The 20,769-nt window shown below is 43.4% G+C and carries 19 protein-coding genes; 8 read left to right on the forward strand and 11 right to left on the reverse strand.

What is annotated here, in order from left to right; all coding sequences use genetic code 11:
* Positions 1-417 precede the first annotated feature (417 nt).
* Positions 418-2,613 (reverse strand): amylo-alpha-1,6-glucosidase, encoded by a 2,196-nt coding sequence (locus V7K84_RS03920; RefSeq protein WP_334836553.1) that lies wholly within the window; start codon positions 2,611-2,613, stop codon positions 418-420.
* Positions 2,614-2,744: 131 nt separating this feature from the next.
* On the opposite strand from V7K84_RS03920, the gene V7K84_RS03925 reads away from it, so the two are divergent.
* Both V7K84_RS03925 and V7K84_RS03930 read left to right on the forward strand, forming a co-directional pair.
* A complete protein-coding gene (locus V7K84_RS03925; protein ID WP_069068387.1) occupies positions 2,745-3,356 on the forward strand; it encodes a peroxiredoxin in 612 nt (203 codons plus the stop codon).
* A gap of 157 nt (positions 3,357-3,513) precedes the next feature.
* Positions 3,514-4,050 (forward strand): peroxiredoxin family protein, encoded by a 537-nt coding sequence (locus V7K84_RS03930; protein WP_334836554.1) that lies wholly within the window; start codon positions 3,514-3,516, stop codon positions 4,048-4,050.
* Between the two features lie 147 nt (positions 4,051-4,197).
* Here V7K84_RS03930 and V7K84_RS03935 read toward each other — a convergent pair whose 3' ends face one another.
* From V7K84_RS03935 to V7K84_RS03945, 3 genes are all read right to left on the reverse strand, one after another.
* Positions 4,198-5,772, reverse strand: coding sequence for a serine hydrolase (locus V7K84_RS03935; protein WP_334836555.1), 1,575 nt, complete (start codon positions 5,770-5,772; stop codon positions 4,198-4,200).
* A gap of 174 nt (positions 5,773-5,946) precedes the next feature.
* Complete coding sequence (locus V7K84_RS03940) at positions 5,947-6,687, reverse strand: RNA methyltransferase (protein ID WP_334836556.1); 741 nt, start codon at positions 6,685-6,687, stop codon at positions 5,947-5,949.
* Positions 6,688-6,865: 178 nt separating this feature from the next.
* Entirely contained in the window at positions 6,866-7,783 is a 918-nt protein-coding gene (locus tag V7K84_RS03945) for a LysR family transcriptional regulator (RefSeq protein WP_334836557.1), read from the reverse strand.
* A 130-nt stretch (positions 7,784-7,913) separates the two neighbouring features.
* On the opposite strand from V7K84_RS03945, the gene V7K84_RS03950 reads away from it, so the two are divergent.
* From V7K84_RS03950 to V7K84_RS03975, 6 genes are all read left to right on the forward strand, one after another.
* A complete protein-coding gene (locus tag V7K84_RS03950; RefSeq protein WP_334836558.1) occupies positions 7,914-8,792 on the forward strand; it encodes an NmrA/HSCARG family protein in 879 nt (292 codons plus the stop codon).
* A gap of 517 nt (positions 8,793-9,309) precedes the next feature.
* A complete protein-coding gene (locus V7K84_RS03955) occupies positions 9,310-10,260 on the forward strand; it encodes an ABC transporter ATP-binding protein (RefSeq protein WP_334836559.1) in 951 nt (316 codons plus the stop codon).
* On the forward strand, positions 10,257-11,075 hold the full coding sequence (locus V7K84_RS03960) for an ABC transporter permease (RefSeq protein WP_334836560.1): 819 nt from the start codon (positions 10,257-10,259) through the stop codon (positions 11,073-11,075). The genes V7K84_RS03955 and V7K84_RS03960 overlap by 4 nt, the downstream gene beginning before the upstream one ends.
* Before the next feature lie 165 nt (positions 11,076-11,240).
* A complete protein-coding gene (locus V7K84_RS03965; RefSeq protein WP_334836561.1) occupies positions 11,241-12,041 on the forward strand; it encodes an ABC transporter permease in 801 nt (266 codons plus the stop codon).
* A 226-nt stretch (positions 12,042-12,267) separates the two neighbouring features.
* A complete protein-coding gene (locus V7K84_RS03970) occupies positions 12,268-13,869 on the forward strand; it encodes a penicillin acylase family protein (protein ID WP_442940923.1) in 1,602 nt (533 codons plus the stop codon).
* A gap of 227 nt (positions 13,870-14,096) precedes the next feature.
* On the forward strand, positions 14,097-14,540 hold the full coding sequence (locus tag V7K84_RS03975) for a hypothetical protein (RefSeq protein ID WP_334836562.1): 444 nt from the start codon (positions 14,097-14,099) through the stop codon (positions 14,538-14,540).
* Between the two features lie 42 nt (positions 14,541-14,582).
* Here the strand turns inward: V7K84_RS03975 and V7K84_RS03980 are convergent, their stop codons facing one another.
* The 7 genes from V7K84_RS03980 to V7K84_RS04010 form a co-directional block, all read right to left on the reverse strand.
* Positions 14,583-15,266: a class I SAM-dependent methyltransferase gene (locus V7K84_RS03980; RefSeq protein ID WP_334836563.1), complete on the reverse strand. Its 684-nt coding sequence runs from the start codon at positions 15,264-15,266 to the stop codon at positions 14,583-14,585.
* Positions 15,263-15,595: a low molecular weight protein tyrosine phosphatase family protein gene (locus tag V7K84_RS03985; protein WP_334836564.1), complete on the reverse strand. Its 333-nt coding sequence runs from the start codon at positions 15,593-15,595 to the stop codon at positions 15,263-15,265. Before V7K84_RS03985 ends, V7K84_RS03980 begins: the two co-directional genes overlap by 4 nt.
* Positions 15,596-15,655: 60 nt before the next feature.
* Positions 15,656-16,114 carry an aspartyl protease family protein gene (locus V7K84_RS03990; protein WP_334836565.1) on the reverse strand — a complete coding sequence of 153 codons (459 nt, stop codon included), beginning with the start codon at positions 16,112-16,114 and terminating at the stop codon, positions 15,656-15,658.
* Between the two features lie 104 nt (positions 16,115-16,218).
* On the reverse strand, positions 16,219-19,011 hold the full coding sequence (gene secA / locus V7K84_RS03995) for a preprotein translocase subunit SecA (protein ID WP_334836566.1): 2,793 nt from the start codon (positions 19,009-19,011) through the stop codon (positions 16,219-16,221).
* A 313-nt stretch (positions 19,012-19,324) separates the two neighbouring features.
* Positions 19,325-19,906 carry a cytochrome C gene (locus V7K84_RS04000; protein WP_334836567.1) on the reverse strand — a complete coding sequence of 194 codons (582 nt, stop codon included), beginning with the start codon at positions 19,904-19,906 and terminating at the stop codon, positions 19,325-19,327.
* Positions 19,907-20,177: 271 nt separating this feature from the next.
* Positions 20,178-20,471, reverse strand: a complete 294-nt coding sequence (locus V7K84_RS04005; RefSeq protein ID WP_442940924.1) for a type II toxin-antitoxin system RelE/ParE family toxin — start codon at positions 20,469-20,471, stop codon at positions 20,178-20,180.
* On the reverse strand, positions 20,461-20,718 hold the full coding sequence (locus tag V7K84_RS04010) for a type II toxin-antitoxin system RelN family antitoxin (RefSeq protein WP_334836568.1): 258 nt from the start codon (positions 20,716-20,718) through the stop codon (positions 20,461-20,463). The genes V7K84_RS04005 and V7K84_RS04010 overlap by 11 nt, the downstream gene beginning before the upstream one ends.
* Positions 20,719-20,769 lie beyond the last annotated feature (51 nt).

The following is a 20,769-nucleotide window of genomic DNA, read 5'->3' on the forward strand; positions in this document are numbered from 1 at the left end:
TATTAATTGATTTCTCAATTTATATCTATACTTCTTTAGGCTTATTTAGCGTTAAGATATGATGTGTTTTATAATCAGGGAATGTAAAATCAGCTTTATAAATAGTAATGGCGCTGTCAATCATTCATCCTCTAGAGTATCTAAATGAAACCTGAAATACATTGTCATTATAAATAATACTACATCTTATTCATGGAGTTTTATCATCACATATTTTCTCACAGAAAAAAATAAACATCTTTGGTTTTGCGGCCTCAATTTGTGAAATCATCGAAAATATCTAATCGCTTTTGGATAATCAGATCGATTAATAAAAAGCTTGTATAGTAAGGTTTTTCTAGGTTCCAACTAGCAACATTAATTTGTGAACAGATATTAATCAAGAATAATTATTCCAGACCATCTGTATGCCTACAACTATTTAATGTGGCGGATTACTTCGGCAACTGACCAAGCTTGAGCGATCGCTCCTCTGGGTGTGTGAGGTGAATCGCCATCAAAAATCTCAGAAATAGAACCAAGACAAGCATCAAAGAAAAAGTGATCTAGCAAGGGTTGCCAATCAAAAGGCAGCGATTGTTGTGGATAAAAACGTTGCCAAGCCCGAATATACGGCCCAATTAGCCAAGTCCAAACAGTGCCTTGGTGATAAGCGCGATCGCGTTGCTGTTGATTGCCCTCATATTTCCCTTTATATTCGGGATCTCCTGGATCGAGACTGCGAAGACCATAAGGTGTGAGCAAGCTGGTAGTTGCCAAATCTAATATCTGACACCCTTGCTGTTCGGGAAACCCACAATGGTGTAGCGACAGTGCCAAAACGGCATTCGGACGAATTTGAAAATTCCGGCGATCGTCCGGCTCAATAGTATCGTACAGATAACCTAGCTGAGGATTCCAAAATTTTTGCAGTGAGGTTTTCACGTGTTGTGCTTGGTTAGCATAACGCAGTGCTTGCTTAGTGAGACGCAATGGTGAGCCATATTCTATTTGGCTCAGGCGCTCTGCCCACTGACTCAGCCAACATAAAGCAGAATACCACAGCGCATTGATTTCCACGGGCTTCCCGTAACGGGGTGTGACGGGGTGTGCCCCAATTACCACATCCATCCAGGTGAGAGCTACACCACGAGCATCCCAACTAACTAACCCATCGGTAGCATCAACCTGGATATTGAAATGTGTACCACCGACAAATGCTTTATAGATTTGCTGTACTACAGGGAATTGCTCTGCCAAAAAATCCCAGTCTTGGCTAGCTTCTAAATAAAGTCCTAAAGTTTCAATCCACCACAATGCCGCATCAATGCTGTTATAAATTGGTTCGCCATTGAGATCGGGAAATGCATTCGCAATCAAACCGTGGCGACAATAATGCCCAAAAGTTCGCAGTACTCCTTTTGCTAGGTCAAAGCGCTGTGGAACTAGTGCCAACCCCGGTAAAGCGATTAATGTATCGCGTCCCCAATCATTAAACCAATGATAACCAGCAATGACCGTAGGGCCTGCAATTGAGGCTCGATAGACGATAAACTGATCGCTTGCTTTGAGTAGTTGTTGCCAGATTGGGAATTGGGCATTGGGAATTGGACATGGGGTATGGGGCATTGGATATTCGTAGTTATTCTCCCGCTCCCCTGCTCCCCTGCTCCCCTGCTCCCCTGCCCCTCTGCCCCTCTCTCTCCATCCAAAAATCTGTGAGAGCCTTTCTTGCTCTGCCTCCACAGCTTCTGCGAAGGTTTTGACGCTGAGAACACCTGGCACTGAGTCAGGAAAACCGACTCGTGCTTCTAAAGTCACCGTATCTCCTGGTTGAAGTGTGACTATCAAGTAACCAGGACTGTGGAGGTCTTCGTTGTCGCCTAATCCCCGTTTTGTCTCCTCAGACAATCTATAATCCCAATACCAAACTGCATCTGGTTGATAATTTCCTTGTGTCCAGCGCAAGTGCCAAGGTATACCGAAGCGCCCAGAATTGATTGCTTGTAAACAGACTTGCTGTTCCCCTAGCAATTGTGAAAACTGTAATTCTTGAGCAGTCTGCTGGTGGTGAAAGTCACGTTCTGCTATCAACAGTCGCAACCGTAAAATCGCTGTTTCAGTTCCCTCGTAGCGATACTGGATTAAAATTCGATGGCAAAATTGGGCATTGGGTATAAGAGGCAGAGGGGCGGAGGGGCAGAGGGGCGGAGGGGAAAAACTTTCTGCAACTTCTCCCCTGCTCCCCTGCTCTCCTGCTCCCCCGCCCCCCTGCCCCCAGCCCCCAGCCCCCACCAAACCATAGGGCATTACCAATTGTCTGGTTAATTGCCAGTTATCTTGACCCCAAGTCCATTTAGGAACTGGGTTAATATCAAAACGGCGTAGCTGTTCGTAGCCTGTCCGCTCAATCTGACCGTTACCCCAAACATTTGTCCCCAACGCCACAACGCGCCCTAATATTTCCAAGCTAGCTTCTAGGTGCGAAAACAGCAGAGTCCTTCCAGAAGGTGGGTTTGTGGCGGCAAACAGCCAACCATGATAGGTGCGTGTACGGACATCAGAAACTGTACCGCTGGCAAAACTTCCTAAGCCGTTGGTAAGCAACCATTCTCTTGTATCTAAATCAGGCATTTGCTACTCAAAATCGTTATGAGTATGATATAGTCGTAACAGATCGTAATTAAACTGTGAGAGCGTGGATGGGTAAATTTTACTTGACCCAAATTCCAACGCTACTAAACCGATAAAGGAGAATTAGGTTAATGTCCCTTACTTACGGAACCGAAGGAAGCCTCCGCGTTGGTCAACAAGCTCCCGATTTCACAGCAACGGCTGTGGTAGATCAGGAATTTAAGACAATCAAACTTTCCGATTATCGCGGTAAGTATGTTGTTCTCTTTTTCTACCCATTAGACTTTACCTTTGTTTGTCCTACTGAAATCACAGCATTTAGCGATCGCTACGAAGAATTCAAGAAAATCAATACTGAAGTCCTTGGGGCTTCCGTTGACAGTGAATTCTCTCACCTCGCTTGGATTCAAACAGATCGTAAGTCTGGTGGCGTCGGCGACCTGAATTATCCTCTAGTCTCCGATATCAAGAAAGAGATCAGCGCCGCTTACAACGTTCTTGACCCAGCAGCAGGCATTGCCTTGCGTGGTCTGTTCATCATCGATAAAGATGGTATCATACAGCACGCCACCATTAACAATCTAGCTTTTGGTCGTAGCGTTGATGAAACCCTGCGGACATTACAAGCAATTCAGTATGTTCAGTCTCACCCTGATGAAGTTTGCCCAGCTGGTTGGCAACCTGGTGACAAGACGATGAATCCTGACCCAGTGAAGTCTAAAGTCTACTTCTCTGCTGTCTAAATTTCGCTAGCTAAAAAACTCTAATCCAGCCTTTTGGAGTTGAAAGCAAAATCAATGAAAACCACAGATAAACAGAGATACACATTAAACAATGTCAACCTGCGTAAATATCTGTGGTTTTTTATAAAATAGTATTTAAATAATCAAGGTTAAAAATATGTTGACTTCAACTGACTTTAGTGGCTTATTAAATGAGCGATTCTTCCGCAACTTTTTACCAGTTCCAGCTAGCAATCAACTTAGATTGGGAGTGGGAACACCAGACTTTCAATTGCCAGATATTACCAACGGAACTTTAGTAAGATTGTCTGATTATAAAGGCAAACAACCTGTGTTACTCGCCTTTACTCGCATTTTTACCGAAAAGCAATATTGCCCTTTGTGTTTTCCTCACATCAAAGCTTTGAATAAAAATTACGAGCAATTTAAAAATCGCGGTATAGAAGTTTTAATGATTACTAGTACCGATGAAAGGCAGAGTCAAATAGTTGTCAAAGATTTAGGCTTAAAAATGCCACTATTGAGCGATCCTAGTTGTCGAGTATTTCGTACATATCAAGCAGGACAGGCACTAGGAGCGCCTTTACCAGCACAGTTTGTATTAGATAAAGAAGGAAAACTGCGCTACTGGCATTTATTTTCTTTTTTGGATCGAAATGCTAGTGTTGAGACATTGTTAGAACAATTCAATTGACTATAAGTATTCAAAAGAAATTGCGTTTGGTGTTGAAACTAGGGATTAGGAATTGGGAACTCTTAAGATTTGAATGGTAATTGAGACCCTAATCAAATCATCAAATCTTAATAGTTTTACATATTTGAGAGTATTACGAATTACAAATTATCTTTGAGGATAATACTGGGGATTCATAACTGGAGATTGATAACCGTTTGTGGGTACTGTACTTCCTATCCCATTAGGTACAGGAGTGACAACAGGAGGCTGATAAATGCTCATGGGCGCAGTGCCTGTTGCGCCGTTAGGTAAAGCAGGATTCGCAACCTGGGGCTGATAACCATTTGCAGGTACAGTGTTTGTAGTGGCGTTGGGTGTGACAGGATTTTGGCTAAACTCTTGGTAGGCTGCACGAGAAATTGAGCTAATAAATTTTTCGGCGCGGGGATCGTTTGCTGGACGTTGTACCATTACAGAGGCTATGTAGCGCTTGCCAGTTGGAACAACAATTAAACCTGTATCTGCCAACATTGTGCCGATATCACCCGTTTTATGGTATGCTCTTGCACCTGTCCCCAAACCTGATGGCAGCAGAGTGTCTTTTTGGGTGCGACGCAAGATATCAAGCATGAGATCGCGTGATGGCATACTGACTAAATTTCCTTGACTCACAATTGCCATCAAATTCCCTAGTTCTTTGGGGCTAGTGGTGTTTGTCCCTTGCAAATCTGGGAGTTGATTACGAATTGTTGTGGTTGTCAATCCCCAACTACGGAAACGCTGGTTTAAAGCGTCTATTCCTCCCAGTCGGGCAATCAGCATATTTGTCGCCGTGTTATCGCTGATTGTAATCATTTTAGTGACTACTTCCAAAGCGGCATACTGAGTTCCTGGTGGTTTGTATTGCAAATCTCCCGAACCGCCGGCTACCATATCCTGTTGCATGGTCAGCATATCATCTAGGCGAATCTTCCCCGCGTCCACATCCTGAAAAAAGGCAATCAAAATCGGTACTTTAATCGTACTAGCTGCCGGAAAACTGGTAGAGGCATTGATATCTACATAATTACCAGTATCCAAATCTACTAAGAAAATTCCAGGTGTAAGATTTGGGTTGGTAGCCGCCAAATTTTGCACGGCATTTTTCAAAGAGGTAATTTCTTGAGATAGGTATAGACTCGAAGCTGCGGCTGGGGGAGTTTGGGTAGGTTGTGGCTGCGATCGCGCCACATTAGTAACATTATTATTAGATTGCGACGCCGAATTTGTGCTGATGCGATTGGCTGGGTCTAATACTGACAACACCGTGCCCACAATTGCACCCATCCCAACACCCACAATCAATAACCGCAAAACATACAATACGGTTTTGGCCATTGGCTTTAACTGGGTTTTTCGCGATGAGCGTCTGCCTGTTTTTGGCTTTTCCATCCGCACTGTTTTAACCATCACAGCACCTGGTCGGAAGGGAGGAATTTTTCCCTTGACACTAGGTATTGGTTTTACTGATGTTGGCATGACTAACCCCGATTTTACCTTACGTGTAGCGCCAGAGATTGGGGGAGGACTGATTTGATTTTTTGGGCGTGTTAGTACCCCTTCTTGGCCATTTGTAATTTGCTGCTGACTGTTAGCTTTAACTCTCTTTTTGACCACTTTTTGAACTTTTTGTGGCTGCTGGCGACGATTTAAGGGTTGACGCCGCGAGAAAGCTGTTAGTTCGCCACTTGATTCTGACACCGTTACTCCTTGTGACCGACTTGACTGTTTTCTTGCCGACTCTTGACCCCAAACTTAATCTTTAAGCAATATTAATACTCAAATTCCACTTTGCCACTAAGTAGCATTTTTGTGTTTAGTTTAAGCCATATTAATTATTTTGGGGGGATGATTGCGTATATATTAAACGAATAATTACAAGTTTTCACTATCCCTCTGGTTTTTCAGGGCCCATTCTACCTGCTGCAAAATTCCTCGCAACATAGCTACCTCCCCAGTTTTCAAGTGAGCGCGATTATACAATTGGCGAAATTTTCCCATACGACTAGCTGCCGTATGGGGATATACATAACCAATTTTCAGTAATATTGATTCTAATTGCTGGTAGTATCCTTCCACAACATCCAAAGGTGCGAATTCAGTTTGAGGTAAGGTTTGAATGTCAAGTTTTTGGGCAGATTGTGACAATTCATAACAACAAATTGCGACAGCAGTAGCCAAATTCAGGGCGACATAATCTTGACTCGTGGGAATGCCAACAAACCGCTGTGCATAATTTAATTCTTCATTGCTTAATCCCCGGTCTTCCCTGCCAAAAATCAGGGCTGTGGGTTTTTCTGGTTCCTCCAGTAACCAGGGTAGTGCAGTGCGAGGATTTTCTAAGGGTGTTTCCAAACTGCGAACGCGACCAGTAGTAGCGATCGCCCGTACACATCCATGCAATGCTTCTGGTAATGTCGGCACTAATACCGCAGATTCTATAATTTCTTGAGCGTGAACAGCCATCATCAAAGCTTCCGTCGATAGCGGATCGCATTGGGGGTTCACTAATACTAAATTATATAGACCGAAATTTTTCATTACCCTGGCGATCGCGCCGATATTGATCGGCCCAGCTGGTTCTACCAACACAATTCTTAATCCAGCCAAGCCCATTTTTTTCCTCCTGCGATCGCACCAGATAATCCTTACAGGCTAATTTTCAGCGTCGTGTTTCTGCTGAAGAGTTTCCTTAAAATCATTTTAGCTGTGTAAGTGAATGCCTGCGTCAGGTCTGAAGAGTTCAGGGCAATCTTTGCCGTTGGGCTAGTCGTTCTTCCACTAGTTCGAGCTTTCAATCTACAACATCAACTCGCTTTAATGCACCCGTCAATTCTGTCATAAACTCAATAAAGACACGAACTTTAGCACAGAGATAGCGTTTTTGCGGGTACAACACGGAGATCGGTAATCCAACTTGGGTCGCGTAGGATTGAAGAATTGGTTGGAGGTCTCCACGCGCGATCGCTTTGGCTGCGATAAATTTGGGAAATTGAACTACGCCGGCTCCTTGAATGACCGCCTCTAAAATGACTTCTGAATTATCGAATCGCAGATAACTGTCAACAGAAAGGTCAATCGCTTTTCCATCTTGTTCAAACTTCCATTTAGGCTCTCGCCCAGTCTGTGGATAGATAAAGTTGACACAGCGATGCTGCAAAAGTTCTGTGGGTGTTGTAGGCGTGCCATACTGGGCGAGATACTGCGGCGAGGCACAAGTGATGTAGCGTGCAGTTGCCAGATGGTGCATGATTAAACGGCTATCACTGCTCATTCCAATCCGCACTGTCGCGTCAATACCTTCCTCAATCAGATCGATGGTGCGATCGTTAAAAGAAACATTCAGATTTAGCTTTGGATATTGTGTGACAAATTGCAGCAGAGCCGGAGCGATATGTATTTTGCCAAACACAAAGCTCAGATCGAGCCGCAATGTTCCAAGCGGCATTGATTGCGATTGTTTGACTTCGAGTTCGGCTTCTTCCAAATCGTTGAGAATTTGCTGACAGCGTTGATAAAATCGGTTGCCATCTTCGGTCAGCGTCAAGCTACGAGTTGTTCGCTGGAGCAAGCGCACCCCCAAGTCATCTTCCAAGCGCAATACGGCTCGACTCACGGCTGAAGGAGCCATACCTAAGTGTCGTGCTGCTTCCGAAAAACTGCCAGATTGAGCAGAGCGGATAAAGATCGTCAGGCTTTTCAGCTTGTCCATTAACCGAAACGCATCTTTGAATTTTTTGCACAACTGTTTTGAATTTTAACTACTTTTTCTCTTTTGCTGCACAAGCTACTGTTTAGACAAGATAAATTTCAAATACACAAACAGCATTAAAAAAACAGACATGACACAGCAAACAACAGCAGAACAAATTATCTTAGTCACCGGAGCCACGGGCAATCAGGGCGGCGCAGTGGCGCGTCATCTTTTAAAGCGCGGTAACTTCAAGGTGCGTGCCTTTGTGCGCGATCCAAACAAGCCTGCCGCCCAAGCACTCCAACAAGCGGGGGCAGAACTCGTAACAGGAGACTTCAGCGATCGCGCTTCCGTTGATCGCGCTTTGGAAGGTGCTTATGGCGTTTTTTCGTTGCAGACCTTTCTTAAAGAAGGCGGATTAGAAGCCGAGATCCGAGATGGCAAAGCGATCGCAGATGCAGCTTCATCGGCAGGCATTCAGCATTTCGTCTACAGTTCAGTGGGAAGCGCAGAACGCAACACGGGCATTCCACATTTCGACAGCAAGTTTCAAGTCGAAGAATACATTCGATCGCTTGGTTTGCCCTACACGATGATGCGTCCAGTTTTCTTTTTCTATAATTACAACACGATGCGTCCGATGATTGAGCAAGGAACGCTTCTCCAACCGCTCAATCCTGAAACAAAATTGCAACAACTTTCCGAAGAAGATTACGGGAAAATGGTCGCTTCTGTGTTCGAGCGTCCCGCAGAATTCTTGAATTGCCAAAAAGAAGTCGCAAGTGTAGATATGACTATGACAGAAATTGCTGCCGCATTCAGCCGCGTTCTGGGTAAAACTGTCAACTACCAACAAATTCCGTTTGAAGCATTTGAGCAGCAAGTCGGAGAGGAAGTAACCACGATGTATCGCTGGTTTGAGAACGTCGGCTACGGAGCGGATTTAGCGCAGTTGAAACGTGACTTTCCTTCCCCAAGCGACTTTGAATCCTATCTGCGCGACCACGACTGGACAAAATCAGATTAAAGCGCGTCTGATGTCAGGTCAAAAATGTGAATTGACAATTACAGCCCGATTAGAACTGGAACCTGCTAACTGGTTATAAGTTGGTATTTGAATCCTGACTGTTTGTCCAGATGTCACGATAGCTGAAGAAAGATATCAAGTATATTTACTTAGGGGTACTTAAGAAGTTCCGCAACAGATTTTAATCATTAGCAATAATACTTCATTTCTCCCTCTTCTTATGCTAATCCTACAATGCATTTGCCGAGGGAGTATTTCTTTGTATTGGAATGTAGATTGATACTTCTAGGGTGATTCTTGGTATGGGTATTGCATTGGCAATTTACTTATTATTAAATGATATATCTCGAAATTTTTCATTCCCCTAGCGATCGCTCCGACATTACTCACCCCAGCTACCTCTACCAAGACAATTCTTAATCCACCAAGCCCATTTTTTGCTCCCTGCCCCCTGCCCCCTGCCCCCTGCCCAAATATGTCTCACATTCTGGTCGAAAATCTCAGGAAGACTTTCTTTGTGTCTGAACGTTCCTCTGGGCTTTTCGGTTCAATACGAGGGCTTGTGCAGCGAAAAACTAGAGAAGTTTATGCCCTCAAAGGAGTTTCGTTTTCCCTGGAACGGGGAGAACTTGTAGGATACATTGGCCCAAATGGGGCTGGTAAATCGACCACGATTAAAATTTTAAGCGGTATTCTCGTACCTTCCAGTGGAAAATGCCTAATTGGCGGAAGAACTCCTTGGAAAGATCGAATTAAGCACGTTAATCGTATCGGTGTAGTGTTTGGTCAAAGAACGCAACTCTGGTGGGATTTGCCAGTGATAGAGTCTTTCGATTTGCTGCGGGATATTTATCGCGTTCCCCAATCGGAGTATCGCCAGACACGCGAAGAAATGATTGATTTGCTTGGTCTTGAAAGCTTTCTCTCCACTCCGGTGAGGCAGTTAAGCCTTGGTCAAAGGATGCGATGTGACTTTGCAGCCGCAATGCTTCACAGACCGGAAATTCTTTTTCTTGATGAACCCACCATCGGGCTTGATGCAGTTTCCAAACTTGCAGTCAGAAAATTTATCAAAGCGCTAAATAAAACTCATCAAGTAACCACCATCCTGACTACCCATGATATGGATGATATCGAGGCATTGTGCGATCGCATAATTATTATTGGTGGAGGTGAAATCCTTTGTGATGGAACTTTAGCAGCACTGCGTTCTCAAGTTTCTTCGCGTCGGTACTTAAGAATCGACCTAGCAAACGATGATTTCTTTTTTGAACAAGAAGGAGTCAGTATTATCTCTAAAGAAGGTCGCACCGTAACTCTCGCCTTCGATCCCACAAAGCTTTCTGCTGCGTCTTTGATTAGCCAAGTTACCTCGCAACACGAAGTAGAGGATCTTTTTGTAGAAAATCCACCCATTGAAGAGATAGTTGCTGAACTTTATGCAATTTCAGCCGGAATTATCCCATGAAAGCATATTGGTCACTATTTGTTGCTAGATTTACACTGCTGTTACAATACCGTGCTGCTGCTTTGGCTGGCATTGGAACTCAGCTTTTCTGGGGGTTAGTGAAAGTAATGGTTTTACAGGCATTCTTTACTCATACAACCTCTGCTCAACCGATGACTTTTCCAGAAACTGTAGGATATGTATGGCTGGGACAGGCGTTTCTAATGGCGATTGTCCCTTGGGGAGGTGATAGAGATATTCAAGAACTCATCCGAACTGGTGCTGTAGGATACGATCTTCTCCGACCCACAGACCTTTATAATTTTTGGTTTACTCGCGCTTTGGCACTTCGCACAACGCCCCTGATACTTCGTAGCATTCCGCTTCTTAGTGTCACAATTTTTCTTTTTCCCCTTTTAGGACTTGATGAATGGTCGCTTTCTTTTCCACCCTCCTTTGCTTCTTTTGTTGCCTTTTTTATCTCTTTTATTGGCGCAATTTTACTTTCGTCTGCATTAACTATGCTTCTGACTGTATCAATGATGTGGACAATTTCGGGCGAGGGGATTAATAGTATTCTACCTACTCTTGTTAGTATCTTCTCTGGCATGATTGTTCCGTTGCCACTTTTCCCTGAGTGGAGCAAGCCTTTTTTGAATGTACTTCCTTTCTCAGGATTAATTGACAAACCTTTTCGTCTTTTTAATGGTAATCTTCAACCAAATGCCCTATTTAATGTTTTGCTGCATCAAACTTTCTGGATAGTTGTCATTGTTATTATTGGGCGTATCCTTGTGAAATATGGGATCAGAAAGCTTGTCATTCAAGGCGGATAAGTAAATAATTCGTAATACAACTCTTGGAGAGGCTGCGCCCTAAGCGTAGCTATGCCGCAGGCTTTACGGCTACGCTCAGTACAAGTTCGTAATTCGTAATTCGTAATTTTTTTAGTAGGAAGATAGGTTAAGTAATTTATTTTATATAAAAATTACAAAGCGACTATGAATGATTTTTTGCTTTACCTTCGATATATTTCTGTATCTTTCAAGTCGCAGATGCAGTACAAAGTTTCTTTCTGGCTGCAAGTCATAGGGCAGCTTTTAGGAACTGCTGTTGAATTTTTTGGAGTTTGGGCACTTTTTAGTCGTTTTAATAGTATTGGTACGTGGACTTTAAATGAAGTTGCTCTATTTTATGGAATAATTAATATTTCTTTCGCCTGTGCTGATGCTTTTGGAAAAGGGTTTGACTCATTTACAACAATAATTAAAAGTGGAGACTTTGACCGTTTACTTGTTCGTCCACGCACCACAGCACTTCAACTTTTAGGTAAAGAATTTACTTTGAAACGAATCGGAAGATTATTTCAAGGAATTGTTGTTATGTCGTGGTCACTTTCATCACTCCACATCCCTTTAACTTTTAAAACTTTATGGCTTTTGGGTACTTCATTTTTTGGTGGAGTTGCACTCTTTGTTGGCATTGTCATTATGCAAGCAACCATCACCTTCTGGACTATTGAATCTCTCGAAATTATGAATATCCTCACTTATGGAGGAGTCGAAACGGCTCAGTACCCTCTTGCAATTTATAGTAAGTGGTTTCAGCGATTCTTTACTTTCTTGATACCGCTTGCTTGTGTCAGCTATTTTCCTTTACTTGCAGTACTTGAAAAAGAAGATGCTTTTTTAGTGCCTTTATGGTTTTGTTATGTCTCACCAATCGCAGGCATTATCTTTCTGATGGTTGCGCTCCAGCTTTGGAAAATAGGAGAGCGATACTATTGTTCCACTGGCAGCTAAGTACAACAAAATTTTAGCAGTGTACTCAGCCCCGATTTCTCACAAGTGGGTGGGGAGGATGAGGAGAATGGGCGCATGTTTTTCTAAAGTGTCTCCCACACTTCCCACACTTCCCACACCTCCCACACTCCCCACACCCCCACCCACTTGTGAGAAATTCAGATCATGTAGGTGTATTTTCAATGGGTAGATTGCACTTTTCTAAACAATGCCACGGGAATCTCCAATGAAAAACTCCAGGAAGGGTTGGTTACGTAAAAGACTCAAAATTACTCTGATTTTCCTGTTAGTGCTAGGGCTATTGTTAGTGGGATTTGCTACCTACACCGTGCGCCAATCCTTTCCGCAAGAGAGCGGGACAATTCAAATACCTGAACTGAAAGCTGAAGTAAGCGTCCAGCGCGATAAATGGGGAATTCCCCATATTTATGCTGCCAACTCCCACGATTTATTTATGGCGCAAGGTTATATCCACGCCCAAGAACGCTTTTGGCAAATGGACTTTTGGCGACACATTGGTTCTGGGCGACTCTCAGAAATGTTTGGTTCTTCTCAAGTTGACACTGATAAATATCTGCGGACAATGGGTTGGGCGAGGGTGGCGCAGCAAGAAATTCAGGAAATTAATGCAGAGATGAAGGCATACTTGGAAGCTTATGCCGATGGTGTCAATGCCTATTTGACAGAGCATCAAGGTAGCGCCCTGAGTCTAGAATACACTGTGCTAAAGTTTCTCAATCCTGGGTATAAGCCAGAACCTTGGCAAATACTGCATTCTCTGACTTGGGGTAAGGTAATGGCTTACGACTTGGGCAGAAATTTCGAGAGCGAAATTGAACGTGCTATTTTGCTCAAAACTCTTACTCCTAATCAAGTAGAGGAACTTTTTCCACCATACCCTCAAGACTTGCCAGTTATTTTACCTGAGTTACAGCAAGGAGAAAGAGCAGGGAAAGGGAGGAACAAGAATGTTGAAGTACTTCTCAATTCTCCAGATGTATTACCTGCTTTAGAGTCAATTACTAAGCCGATGATAGCCTTAGAACAACTCATTGGGCCCAGGGGAATAGGTATTGGCTCGAACAACTGGGTAATATCTGGTCAGCGAACCACGACAGGTAAACCTATCTTGGCGAATGACCCCCATTTAGGTGTGCAAATACCCTCTATCTGGTACGAGGTTGGTTTGCACTGCACACCGAAGAGTGCAGAATGTCCCTACAACGTTTCTGGCTTTTCCTTTGCGGGAATGATTGGGGTAATTATCAGTCATAGCGATCGCATTGCCTGGGGTGTCACCAATGTACAATCTGATGTGATGGATTTATACATTGAGAAAATCAACCCAAAAAACTCCAATCAGTATGAGGTAAATGGTAAATGGGTTGATATGCAACTCGTGCAAGAGACGATTCAAGTAGCCGGAAGTCAGCCGATTGTGCAAACGGTGCGCTATACCCGACATGGGCCGATTCTCTCTGATGTTTCGCCAAATCTAAAGCAATTCAAGTCAAATCAGCCGCTAGAATTACCGCAAAATTACGCCGTAGCCCTACGTTGGACAGCCCTAGCACCTTCCAAACTAGCGTATGCCGTTCCCCAAATAAATCGCGCTCAAAACTGGCAGGAATTCCGCACTGCTGCCAGCAATTATGATGTCCCGGCTCAAAATTTAGTCTACGCTGATATTGATGGCAATATTGGCTACCAGATGCCTGGTAAATTCCCCATCCGCGCTCAGGGAGATGGGCGTTATCCTGTTCCTGGTTGGACGGATGAATATGATGGGAATCAAAGGATGTTACAGAAAATACGACTGCCACACTGAGATTAATTCCAAAATTGGTAGAGTAAAGGACGACACGACTATCTAATTTAAAATTGCGTTATTTGCGTGTAATTACATACACATTATCGAAAAAATGAAGTATAAAGTAACAGGGCAGAAAGAAGGTTAAAAACAGAAATATATATTCTTTTTAGAAAAAGTATTTTCGCCGATCATCCATTCTACTGTCCAACTTTCACTAAACATAGTTGGAGATCATAAAACCTATGCAACGCGTATTTAAGCAAAATTTTATACTTTCAGTCACTACTGCGATCGCTTTATTATTTGCAGGTTGTGGCGAAAGTAAAGTTGCTCAATGTAACAAAGTCATAAAGGTTGCCAATCAGGCATCTACTCTAGGTCAGGAATTCGCGAAAAATCCCAATCCTGCAAAAGGTTCCAAAGCTCTAACTGAACTTTCTGGTAAGATAGACCCACTTGCCAAAGAGATGAAAGCACTGGAAATTAAAGATGAAAAATTGCAAGGTTTCCAAGGACGCTTTCTCACACTCTATCAGAACATCAGCAAGGAATTGAATAATGCAGCAACAGCCATAGATAAAAAGAATCTACCAGCAGCAAAGGGCTTTTTAGTATCTCTGCAAAAGAGTAGTAGCGAAGAAAGTTCAATAGTCAACGAAATTAATAGCTACTGTTCTGGCAAATAATCCATTTTCCTCTGCCTGGAATCTCGATCGCAAAAATAGCGGTTAAATACTTGGTCGATAACCACCAAAAACAGCAAAGCTAAAATTTTTGTACCAGCAATCCACATTTTGGAAGCCAGCCGCTTCTAACCAGCTAAGTTGAATATCCAGGGTTGCCATGCGATCGTATTCCATGCGTTTCTGTGCAGCCTTGAGATCCTCCTCTGAGATATTCTTCGCGCGGACAGAATCTAACCAGTGTTGACGGTAAAGTTGTTCTAAATCAGGCGTTTTGCCGAGAACTTGATCGGCATTGACAAATATCCCTCCAGGATTGAGGACATCATAAATCCGTTGATAAAGAAGTTCTTTGTCAACATCTGACAGATGATGAATCGATAAGGCAGAGATTATCAGGTTATATGAACTACCTAAATCAGTCTCAATATAGTCACCAATTAAGATTTTGGGAGATTTACCCATTTGGCTAAATCTCAACTTAGCTTTTTCTAACATTTCAGGGGCTAAGTCCAACAAGGTGAACTCTGCATTCGGGAAAACGGACTGAACCATACTTGAGTAAAGTCCAGTACCAGCTCCCAAATCTAGAACCTTCAGCGGTGCAGTGCAATCGCCTGGGATGATTTCAACGGCTGTTTTGTAAAAGTCATCAAAACAGGGAATTAAAACACGACGTAAGTTATCGTAATCTCCTGCGGCAATATTAAAAGCTTCTTGAATATTCATTTTTTTATTTTTAATAGAGGTAAAACTTTCTGTTTTAGCAACTCAATTAAAGCTGGTTCCATATATTCATAGTCATCTGGTATATCTAAACAGATAATTTTTTTATCTTTCAAAAAAGGCTGAAAATTTTTGGATAGTCTATTTTTATGAGATTTTTCCATCACAAAGATAATGTCAGCCCATTGAATAGCCTCCGTTGATAATGGTACTTCGGCATGGCGATCTAAACCTGCCGAGTCTGTTTCAAATCCATCATATTCAGAAAATACAGCCTCGGCAGTGGGACTTCGCAGTTTATTCTGGCTACAGATAAATAAAAGCTTTTTCATTAATTAATCTGAAGCGATCGTATCGTGCAACCCTTTTAATATTTAATCTAGAGCGATCGCTTACAATACACTCAGATAAGTTTGCTCAGAATTCATCGGTAAAATCCGCAACTTCTGATTTTTAAGGTCTGGTTTTAACCCTAAAACTTCCATTGGTGTTACACCTAAAAGGGCATAAGGTACTTCTGTGAGTTCCAGACAATCAAAGGTTCCTTGACGCTCTGCAATACTAAGTTCAACATCTCGGAAAATTCGTCCCTGCTTAACTCCAGCAGCAGTTTCTACCTGGGCTTCTCCACCTTGGACTAAACCTAGTTGACTAATAATGTTAGCAGGTAAACACAGCAAAGTTGCGCCCGTATCAACTAAAACATCATCCAGAGTATAAGAGCGAACTTCATCCGAAGAAATAAAGCCTCGTTGTGCCAGAACTCGATCAATTCGATTCGTGACAGTGAGGGTAACTATTACTTGCCCCATTTGCTTACCCTGAAGATTTGGTAGTATTAGCTTACCCATTTCAGCAAACTCCTGAAAACACAGTATTTTTGAGAGATGCCTTAAAACACAAAGACGCAAAAGCACTCTCTGCACCTCTGCGTCTCTGCGTGATATATCCCCTACTACACCATCTCAGACGAAGGCTGCACCATCTGCTGCGGCTGCGGCTGGAACATGAACAACGAGTAAACCACATCCCGACGAATGTTAACCATCATATCCAAGAACAATTCATACCCCTCGCTCTTATACTCAATCAGTGGATCTTTTTGCCCGTAACCACGTAATCCCACCGATTCGCGCAAGGCATCCATTTGTTGCAGGTGTTCCCGCCACAGGGTATCAATGCGTTGCAAGATAAAGAAGCGTTCAGCTTGGCGCATCAGTCCGGGTTGAACTTGGTCAATCTGCGCTTCTTTGAGGTCGTAAGCAATTCGCACCTGTTCGTGGAGGAAGGCTTTAATCTCGCTGACTGTGATATCTTCTAATTGACTCGCTTGTAAATCCGCTAGCAGATAGACGAATTCTTTGACTTTCTCAACCAACTTTTCTAACTCCCACTCTTCCGAGGGCAAGTCTACGTTGATGTAGTAGTCAACGATGTCATCCATCGTTTTTTCAGCGTATTTAATTACCTGTTCTTTCAAATCTTGACCTTCTAGAACTCGGCGGCGTTCAGCATAAATAGCACGACGTTGATTATTCATCACCTCGTCATACTCAAATACTTGCTTCCGAATGTCATAGTAGTAAGTTTCAACTTTTTTCTGGGCGCCTTCCAAACTGCGGGTAAGCATCCCAGATTCGATGGGCATATCTTCTTCCACTTGGAAGGCATTCATTAACCCAGCAACGCGATCGCCACCAAAAATCCGTAGTAGGTTATCCTCTAAACTGAGGAAGAATCTCGTGGTTCCAGGGTCGCCTTGTCTTCCTGCACGTCCGCGTAACTGGTTATCAATCCGCCGTGATTCGTGGCGTTCTGTACCAATTACGTGCAAACCACCAATTCCCACTACTTCATCATGTTCGCGGGTAGTAAATTGTTCGTATTCCTGCTTGACGCGGTTGTATGCTTCCCGCAATTTCTGAATTACAGGGTCATCAATAGGAGCTTTTTCTGCCGCCACAGCTACCTTGTCTTCTGCTTCCAATTCCGGTAAACTGCGATCGCCATACTCACGCACTGCAATTTCTACTGCATCTTTGAGTAGTTTTTCTGTTTCTTTTGTCAACTGCGTGGGAAAAATTTCTGGCGAAGCCCGCCAAGTTTTGACTTTCTTACCAGGGACAAAGCCTTGACCACCACCATGTCCTGTAGGCAATCCGGCTGCTCTTTGCACGCCAAAGGCATCTTCATCTTCTGGCATGACGATCCGGGGCATAAAGTATTCCCGCAGCTTTAGACGCGCCATATATTCGGAGTTACCACCCAGAATGATGTCTGTACCTCTACCCGCCATGTTGGTAGCAATGGTAACAGCACCTTTTCGTCCAGCTTGGGCGACAATTTCCGCCTCACGCTCGACGTTTTCCGGTCGGGCGTTAAGTAATTCGTGAGGAATTGTCAATTCCTTCAGCAGCCTACTCAGAAGTTCAGATTTTTCTACACTAGTGGTTCCTACTAATACAGGTCTACCGAGTTCGTGCATTTCGGCACATTCTCTCGCGATCGCCCCCCACTTACCTGCTTCTGTCTTAAAGACCATATCAGACAAATCTTCACGTCTGCGATCGCGGTTGGTGGGAATTACCGCAACTTCGAGTTTGTAAATTTTTTCAAATTCTGGTTCTTCGGTTTTTGCCGTTCCTGTCATTCCACCGAGCTTTGGATACAGCAAGAACATATTTTGGTAAGTAATTGTCGCGAGAGTTTGAGTTTCTGGCTGAATCTCTACGTGTTCTTTCGCTTCAATTGCCTGGTGTAATCCATCACTCCAACGCCGTCCGGCTAGCACCCGACCAGTAAATTCATCCACAATTACTACTTCCCCATTGCGGACGATGTAATTTACATCCTTGAGGAAAAGTTCTTTGGCTTTAATTGCATTGAAAATGAAGTGCGCCCAAGGATCTTCTGGGTCAAATAAATCTGTGACTCCCAAAAGATTTTCCGATTCTGCAAACCCTTCATCTGTCAATAGAACGTTACGAGCTTTTTCATCTACATCGTAATGCTCTTCTTTTTTGAGTGTGAATGCTATTTCAGCGGCTTGCAGATATTTTTCTGTAGGTCTTTCTACCTGCCCAGAAATAATCAGTGGTGTCCGCGCCTCATCAACTAAAATCGAGTCCACCTCGTCAATTACGCAATAATTAAACGGGCGTTGTACCACATCTGCCATTGATGTCGCCATGTTATCCCGCAGATAGTCGAAGCCGACCTCACTGTTGGTAACATAAGTGATATCGCAGTCGTAGTTTTTCTGGCGTTCACTAGGAGTCATGCTTGACTGAATTAGCCCCACACTCAGCCCCAAGAAGCGATGCACCTGTCCCATCCATTCAGCGTCCCGACGAGCGAGGTAATCGTTCACGGTGATGACGTGTACACCTTTACCAGTGAGGGCATTTAAGTAACTTGGCAAGGTGGCGACTAGTGTTTTACCTTCACCAGTTTTCATCTCAGCAATTTGCCCCACGTGCAAAATGATACCGCCAAGGAGTTGGACATCAAAATGCCGCAAGCCTAATACTCGCCGTGCTGCTTCCCGGACAACGGCGTAAGCTTCTGGCAATATGTCATCTAGGGTTTCGCCTTTAGCGAGCCGTTGTTTAAATTCGACGGTTTTACCTTTTAACTCATCATCGGAAAGAACCTTAATTTCTTCCTCTAAAAGGTTAATTTCAGTAACAGAAGGTTGGTATTTTTTAAGCTTACGAGCGTTGGGGTCGCCCAACAAAAGTTTTAGCATGGCAGGTTATAGAACTGAATCAAGGGGGATGGGAATTAAAGGGTTGGCATTGATTATAAACATTTAACCCAGCCCAAACGTTTTGGTCGTGGATGGGTGTGAAATGAGAATTACCTCAAAAACAGGATAAAAACTAGCCAATCAGTTTATTAAATGATTGGTTTGAACTCTTATCTTATATTTACTCTTTCTTCATAGTATCATTTTGCCCCCAGATGGGGCCAGAGAGGGTGTGGGGGAATAGAGTTAGGAGTTAAGAGTTATGAGTTATGAATTTTTCAACTCCTCACTTCTAACTCCTCACTCCTCACTTTCACTCTGCTGTCAGGCGGCGGAAATTGTAATCATTAACACTGGGATGACAGCTGACACAGCTGCCAACTTGGACGGGACGTGGTAACTCAACTCCTGGATGCAAAGCTTTGAAATAACGCGAGTTGTTGACGCGATATGGTGTTTCTTCGTCGTCTAGCTGCACGCGGGAGAAAGTCGAAAGATATTTCCACACCAAGATGCGTTGCGGATCGACTAAAGGCTGGAGTTGTGCGCCGTAGTGCTGCGAGTCTTGCAGGAGATTTTTCCAAGTTTGGGTAGGTAAAACGGCTGGTGGTATGGCAATGTGACATCTAGAGCAGCTTTCTAAATACAGTTCTTGCCCCAGTTGGTATTGTGCAGGTACTACGTCAACAGTGCCAATTTCAGCAGGAGGAGTCGCACTTTGGGCGTTAGTTGCCAAGGCTAGAAGCCAGCCCATAGCTAAACTCCACGTTATAATTACCAGAAGTAAACCGAAAAATTGGCGTTTGAATTCACGTTCGGCGCTTGGCTGTAGTGCTTGGCGTTGGCGTAGCCCGCCGTAGGCATCGCGGATTTTGCGCTTAACAAAAATTGACATTCCTCACATTCCCAAATATTTAAAAGTGGCGCTTGTGCTAATCATAAGACTTACGCAGTATTGGCAGTGTTTCAAATTTTGTGTAAGTAGTTTTGTCAAGCAACACATCTTTTATATCGACAACAGTAATATAAATATCTATTCAGCGCATCACTGACTGTGCAAGGAAAAATGTTCTAGTAGTTTTAATCTGACTCACTAGAAAAATCAGCCACAATATCTCGAATTTCATTTGCACCAATATCTTCTCGGTCAGATTTGGAATAAATCGTTAGTAGCAAAATACTTGTAGGGACTCAACTTGATAAATCAATCGGTATCCTGCACTCTTACCTTTTTGGATACTACTGTTAGGAACTCTCACCTTATAAACAACATACTCCTCACCAATGTCGGCAATGCGTAGGCGTAGCACGCCGTAGGCATCGCCGACAAAATTGCCTTGTAATTGCTCAATAATCGGTTGAACATCAGAGCGAATATTGCGAAATCTTTTTGATAGTCTGTAAAGTTCCTGCTCAAACTCATCAGAAAATCGAATTAAAATCGTATTATCACTCTGCATCAACCCTGTCCCATAGCTCGCTAATTGGTCTAGTTTGACCAGCTTTTACTTGCTGCAAGGCTCTCCTCAAACTAGCTTTAATCTCCTCAACGGGTGTATCATCAGGGTCAACCTCTTCTGTTTCTGCTTGTTCTGGAACTAACACAATCACCCGAAGCTGATGAGGATAAGTGTTTCCCTGAATCGGCTCATCTAGAACTAGATTTCCTTGAGAATCAATCCTGCCGGTAACTTCGATCGCTTTCATTTATTGTCTACCTAATTTTGTAGGAGATCCTAACATGCCCAAATTCCGGCA

The sequence above is a fragment of the Nostoc sp. genome, from assembly GCF_036917315.1.
Taxonomy (GTDB): Bacteria; Cyanobacteriota; Cyanobacteriia; order Cyanobacteriales; family Nostocaceae; genus Nostoc.

What these genes read in the sequence shown, in the direction of transcription:
- V7K84_RS03920 (WP_334836553.1), bottom strand. Translation starts at nt 2,613, where the DNA reads ATGCCTGATTTAGATACAAGAGAATGGTTGCTTACCAACGGCTTAGGA.
- V7K84_RS03925 (WP_069068387.1), top strand. Translation starts at nt 2,745, where the DNA reads ATGTCCCTTACTTACGGAACCGAAGGAAGCCTCCGCGTTGGTCAACAA.
- V7K84_RS03930 (WP_334836554.1), top strand. Translation starts at nt 3,514, where the DNA reads ATGTTGACTTCAACTGACTTTAGTGGCTTATTAAATGAGCGATTCTTC.
- V7K84_RS03940 (WP_334836556.1), bottom strand. Translation starts at nt 6,687, where the DNA reads ATGGGCTTGGCTGGATTAAGAATTGTGTTGGTAGAACCAGCTGGGCCG.
- V7K84_RS03945 (WP_334836557.1), bottom strand. Translation starts at nt 7,783, where the DNA reads ATGGACAAGCTGAAAAGCCTGACGATCTTTATCCGCTCTGCTCAATCT.
- V7K84_RS03950 (WP_334836558.1), top strand. Translation starts at nt 7,914, where the DNA reads ATGACACAGCAAACAACAGCAGAACAAATTATCTTAGTCACCGGAGCC.
- V7K84_RS03960 (WP_334836560.1), top strand. Translation starts at nt 10,257, where the DNA reads ATGAAAGCATATTGGTCACTATTTGTTGCTAGATTTACACTGCTGTTA.
- V7K84_RS03965 (WP_334836561.1), top strand. Translation starts at nt 11,241, where the DNA reads ATGAATGATTTTTTGCTTTACCTTCGATATATTTCTGTATCTTTCAAG.
- V7K84_RS03970 (WP_442940923.1), top strand. Translation starts at nt 12,268, where the DNA reads ATGAAAAACTCCAGGAAGGGTTGGTTACGTAAAAGACTCAAAATTACT.
- V7K84_RS03975 (WP_334836562.1), top strand. Translation starts at nt 14,097, where the DNA reads ATGCAACGCGTATTTAAGCAAAATTTTATACTTTCAGTCACTACTGCG.
- V7K84_RS03980 (WP_334836563.1), bottom strand. Translation starts at nt 15,266, where the DNA reads ATGAATATTCAAGAAGCTTTTAATATTGCCGCAGGAGATTACGATAAC.
- V7K84_RS03985 (WP_334836564.1), bottom strand. Translation starts at nt 15,595, where the DNA reads ATGAAAAAGCTTTTATTTATCTGTAGCCAGAATAAACTGCGAAGTCCC.
- V7K84_RS03990 (WP_334836565.1), bottom strand. Translation starts at nt 16,114, where the DNA reads ATGGGTAAGCTAATACTACCAAATCTTCAGGGTAAGCAAATGGGGCAA.
- secA (WP_334836566.1), bottom strand. Translation starts at nt 19,011, where the DNA reads ATGCTAAAACTTTTGTTGGGCGACCCCAACGCTCGTAAGCTTAAAAAA.
- V7K84_RS04000 (WP_334836567.1), bottom strand. Translation starts at nt 19,906, where the DNA reads ATGTCAATTTTTGTTAAGCGCAAAATCCGCGATGCCTACGGCGGGCTA.
- V7K84_RS04005 (WP_442940924.1), bottom strand. Translation starts at nt 20,471, where the DNA reads ATGCAGAGTGATAATACGATTTTAATTCGATTTTCTGATGAGTTTGAG.
- V7K84_RS04010 (WP_334836568.1), bottom strand. Translation starts at nt 20,718, where the DNA reads ATGAAAGCGATCGAAGTTACCGGCAGGATTGATTCTCAAGGAAATCTA.